Annotated in this window: 4 protein-coding genes; 3 read left to right on the top strand and 1 reads right to left on the bottom strand. The window is 29.7% G+C overall.

What is annotated here, in order from left to right; translation table 11 throughout:
- Positions 1-190: hypothetical protein (locus tag IC175_RS19100; RefSeq protein ID WP_227437657.1), on the top strand; the 190-nt coding region annotated here is incomplete at its 5' end.
- A gap of 345 nt (positions 191-535) precedes the next feature.
- Positions 536-2,134, top strand: coding sequence for a peptide chain release factor 3 (locus IC175_RS19095; RefSeq protein WP_227437655.1), 1,599 nt, complete (start codon positions 536-538; stop codon positions 2,132-2,134).
- A gap of 176 nt (positions 2,135-2,310) precedes the next feature.
- Here IC175_RS19095 and IC175_RS19090 read toward each other — a convergent pair whose 3' ends face one another.
- Positions 2,311-2,487, bottom strand: coding sequence for a hypothetical protein (locus IC175_RS19090; RefSeq protein WP_227437652.1), 177 nt, complete (start codon positions 2,485-2,487; stop codon positions 2,311-2,313).
- 340 nt (positions 2,488-2,827) lie between these two features.
- On the opposite strand from IC175_RS19090, the gene IC175_RS19085 reads away from it, so the two are divergent.
- Complete coding sequence (locus tag IC175_RS19085) at positions 2,828-4,471, top strand: recombinase family protein (RefSeq protein WP_227482659.1); 1,644 nt, start codon at positions 2,828-2,830, stop codon at positions 4,469-4,471.
- The last annotated feature ends 104 nt before the right edge of the window (positions 4,472-4,575 follow it).

The raw sequence follows: 4,575 nt of genomic DNA, 5'->3' as shown, positions 1-4,575 counted from the left end.
GTCTACTATTATTGATTCTATAGTTTGGGATAGTTCTAGCAACACTCTTAGCATTGTTTATATGGGTGCTGACATAGATGACTTAGTTTCGTTGTCTGATAGGTCGCACTTTTGTAGCGATGGCAGATGCACTTTCTATAAAAGTGCAACTTTAGGAATTAATCTATTTTATTTAAATCCATCCATTTAGATTCTAACTCAGATATTTTTCATGATAATACTCATAAATATGAAGTTGTTATAGTCAATCTTAATATGTATGAAATGTAGAATAGTTGAGGGTGCTATTGCTTCTAACGAGCTAGGAATTATAAAAAAGTCCTTTTAATCTTAAAAAGGGGTTTGTGCTATACAGTAAGATAGTAAAGCTATTTTCATAAGGTTTTCATATTGACAGTTTTGCAATAAAGTTATAATATTAATAGGATTGTAGTTTTTTATAGCATATGGAAAATTATGTTCATTTTAAAACTATTAATAAATATAATTTTTTATATTTGGATAATCGTAAAATTAAAATAAAGGATGATAAAAAATGACAGAACAAAATTTAAGCTTGATTGATGAAGTTAAAAGAAGAAGAACCTTTGCAATCATTTCCCATCCCGATGCAGGAAAAACTACATTAACTGAAAAGTTTCTATTATATGGTGGTGCCATTCGTGAAGCAGGATCAGTTAAATCAAGAAGATCTCAAAAACATGCAGTATCTGACTGGATGGAAATTGAAAAACAAAGAGGTATATCTGTTGCATCAAGTGTTCTTCAATTTGAATATAACAACTTTTGTATAAATATTCTTGATACTCCAGGGCATCAAGATTTTAGTGAGGACACTTATAGGACTCTTATGGCAGCAGACTGTGCAGTAATGGTTATTGACTCTGCTAAAGGTGTCGAGGATCAGACAAAGAAATTATTCCAAGTTTGTAAAATGAGAGGAATACCAATTTTCACTTTTATAAATAAAATGGACCGTCAAGGAAAGGATCCCTTTGAACTACTTGAAGATATTGAAAATGTTCTAGGAATTCGCTCTTGTCCAGTAAACTGGCCAATTGGTTCTGGTAAAGAGTTCAAAGGTGTGTTTAACCGTCATAAAAATCAAGTTGAACTATTTGATGATGGTAACCATGGACAATCTATTGCTAAATCTACAACTGGAGATATATCTGATGAAAAATTTAATACTTTATTAGGTGATGCTCTTCATGAAAAACTACTAGAGGATATTGAACTTTTAGATATTGCTGGAGATAATTTTAATTTAGACGGAGTATTAAATGGTGAATTGACGCCTGTGTTCTTCGGAAGTGCCCTTACCAACTTTGGTGTAGAACCATTTTTAGAATCGTTCTTAGAAATAACACCTCCACCAAATCCTCGTAGCAGTAATTTAGGTGATATTGACCCTAATTCTAATAGCTTCTCAGGATTTATATTTAAAATTCAAGCTAATATGGATAAATCTCATAGAGATAGAATTGCATTTTTAAGAATTTGCTCTGGTAAATTTGAAAAAGGTATGACAGTAACTCATGTACAAAGAAATAAAAAGGTTAAACTTTCACAACCTCAACAGTTTGTAGCCCAAGACCGTGTTATAATAGATTCAGCTTATCCAGGGGACATTATAGGGATACATGATCCAGGAATATTTAATATTGGTGATACATTAAGTGAAAAAAAATCAAATTTACAATACACTGGTATACCACAATTTGCTCCTGAACATTTTGTAAGAGTATCTACAAAGAATGCTCTTAAAAGAAAACAGTTCTTAAAAGGTCTTACACAATTATCAGAAGAAGGTACTATACAGATATACAAACAACCTAATTTTGGTATGGAAGAACTTATTGTAGGAGTCGTTGGAGTTCTTCAATTTGAAGTTTTAGAATATCGTCTAAAACAAGAATATGGTGTTGATATGATAATGAATACACTACCTTATCGTCACATACGTTGGATTGAACCTGATACTTTCAAATCGGATAAGCTTTCAATACCAATGGATACAATACTAGTTGAAGATAAAAATAGCAATCCAGTATTGTTATTTCAAAATGAATGGTCTATTAGACATCTAATTGAAAGAAATGAAAATTTAGTTTTAAGAGAAACTTCTTTATAAAAAATAAATATTAATGCCCCTACGTCTATTTTTAAACGTAGGGGGGAGATTTCCGATTTTCTTTTTTCTAACCACTCTTCTCTTTTAATGCATTAGTCTCATAAAATATATGTGAATCCAAATATTTTCTCATTTGTTTTTCCTCTCTTATATCATATGTATACCTTATCAAGATTTTAAGCTTTAGCTTCACTTTTTTCCAAATCTTCTTCTAGTATCTTAAAGGCTTTATCTAAAACTTCCTCAGGATACTTTTTTCTTAATGCATTTACAAACCATATAGCTTTAGCTGATTCTATTTTTTTTAGTTCTAGTGGATTTGTAGGAAAAATCTCCACAACTTTTATATCCATATATAACCCCCCTATGCCTTAATTGAGTTATTATATTAATCTATGAGGTTATAGACTTGTCTTGACACAACTAATTAAGTCTCAAGTTTCTCTATGAAAACGAAATCAGTATTTTTTCATATGATGCAATAAAAATGTATTATTAACATTTAATGTATTCTTTACATCATATATTTATATATAAGTAAATAATAAAACACTATTAATACCTATACGTATTGAAAATACTACTATAATGGGTGCTCTGATAAATACATCTACTCTTTTGTGATATGAAGTTGAATACCAGAATATTACTTATTCAAGTCAATTTATACCAAAGTTTAAGGGGGTTAAACTTATGAAGGCTGCAATTTATTCAAGAAAATCAAAATTTACGGGCAAAGGTGAATCTATAGAAAATCAAATACAACTATGTATGGACTATGCTAAATCTGTTGGTATAAAAGATTTTTTAATATATGAAGATGAAGGCTTTAGTGGTGGTAATATAGATAGACCTCAGTTTAAAAAAATGATGCAAGATGCAAAAGCAAACAAATTTGATTATCTTGTGTGCTATAGATTGGATAGAATATCAAGAAATGTATCTGACTTCTCTACTCTAATAGAAAAATTAAATAAACTAGATATATCTTTTATATCTATCAAAGAGCAATTTGACACTTCTACTCCAATGGGAAGAGCTATGATGTTTATATCTAGTGTATTTGCACAGCTTGAAAGAGAAACAATAGCTGAACGTATAAAAGATAATATGTATGAACTTGCTCGTACTGGGAGATGGCTAGGTGGTAAAACACCTCATGGATTTAGCAGTAAAAAAATCAAATACTTAGATGAAAACCTAAAAGAAAGAAGTATGTATCAGTTAGAAGTTAGTGATGATGAGATGGAAGTTGTTAAAATAGTTTATGCTAAGTATCTAGAACTTAGATCTTTATCTCAATTATACAAATATGTTTATCACAATGGAATAAAAGGTCCTCGTGGTGGTAAATTTGACCCTAGTTCATTATCTGGTATACTTAGAAGTCCTGTTTATGTAAAAGCTAATGATGTTGTTGTAGAATATCTTAGAAATAATAATATGGAAGTTATCGGTACTCCTGATAATGAATGTGGAATACTTACTTATGCTAAAAATACATCTACACCTATAGCAGCTATTGCTAAACATAAAGGAATTATAGATTCTACTACTTGGCTTGAAGTTCAAGGTTTACTTGATGCTAATCGTGATAAGAGTCCAAGAATTGCTACTGGTAAAGTTGCTTTATTATCAGGAATTTTAAAATGTTCTAAGTGTGGTTCTAATATGAGAATTACTTATAAAGGCAAACGAACTGATAAAGAATTAAAGTATTATTATGTATGTGGTACTAAAAAGAATCTTGGTGTTGATGCTTGTAATTGTAAAAATCTTAAAGGACCTTTAGTTGAAGCTATTGTTATTGAAAGAATTAAAAATTGCAATGTAGAATCTATTATAGATGCTTTTCATGAAAATAAGATTAAAGTTGATAATGCATCAAATAGTATTAATAGTGAGATTAATTTATTTAGGAATTTTATTAAGGATAAAGAAAAAATCATCAGTAATTTAGTTATAGAACTTGCTAAAAATACTGGTAGTGTTGCTTCTAATTATATTATCTCTCAGATTGAAAGTTTAAATAGTGAAATTGAAGAATTAAAAGTTAAGGTTAGAAACTTAGAAGATAACAATGCTGATATTAAAAATGCCAGTGTTAATTTAGATATTGTTGTTAGTAATTTAGAAAAGTTTAACAATATGGTTGATGATGCTAATTTGGATAATAAGAAGTTATTGTTGTCTACTATTATTGATTCTATAGTTTGGGATAGTTCTAGCAACACTCTTAGCATTGTTTATATGGGTGCTGACATAGATGACTTAGTTTCGTTGTCTGATAGGTCGCACTTTTGTAGCGATGGCAGAAGCAATAAGCATATCAGATAAAGTTGCAATACTATCTAAAAGACCAGCTACTATAAAAAATATTTATGATATTGAACTTAATATGGATGGAACAAAAACGCCTCTCAAAACACGTAAAGTTCCCG

It is taken from the genome of Clostridioides sp. ES-S-0123-01 (genome assembly GCF_020658415.1).
In the GTDB taxonomy this organism is placed as follows: domain Bacteria; phylum Bacillota; class Clostridia; order Peptostreptococcales; family Peptostreptococcaceae; genus Clostridioides.
Note: the sequence above shows the minus strand (reverse complement) of the source record. Positions and strands in the feature narration are given on the sequence as shown.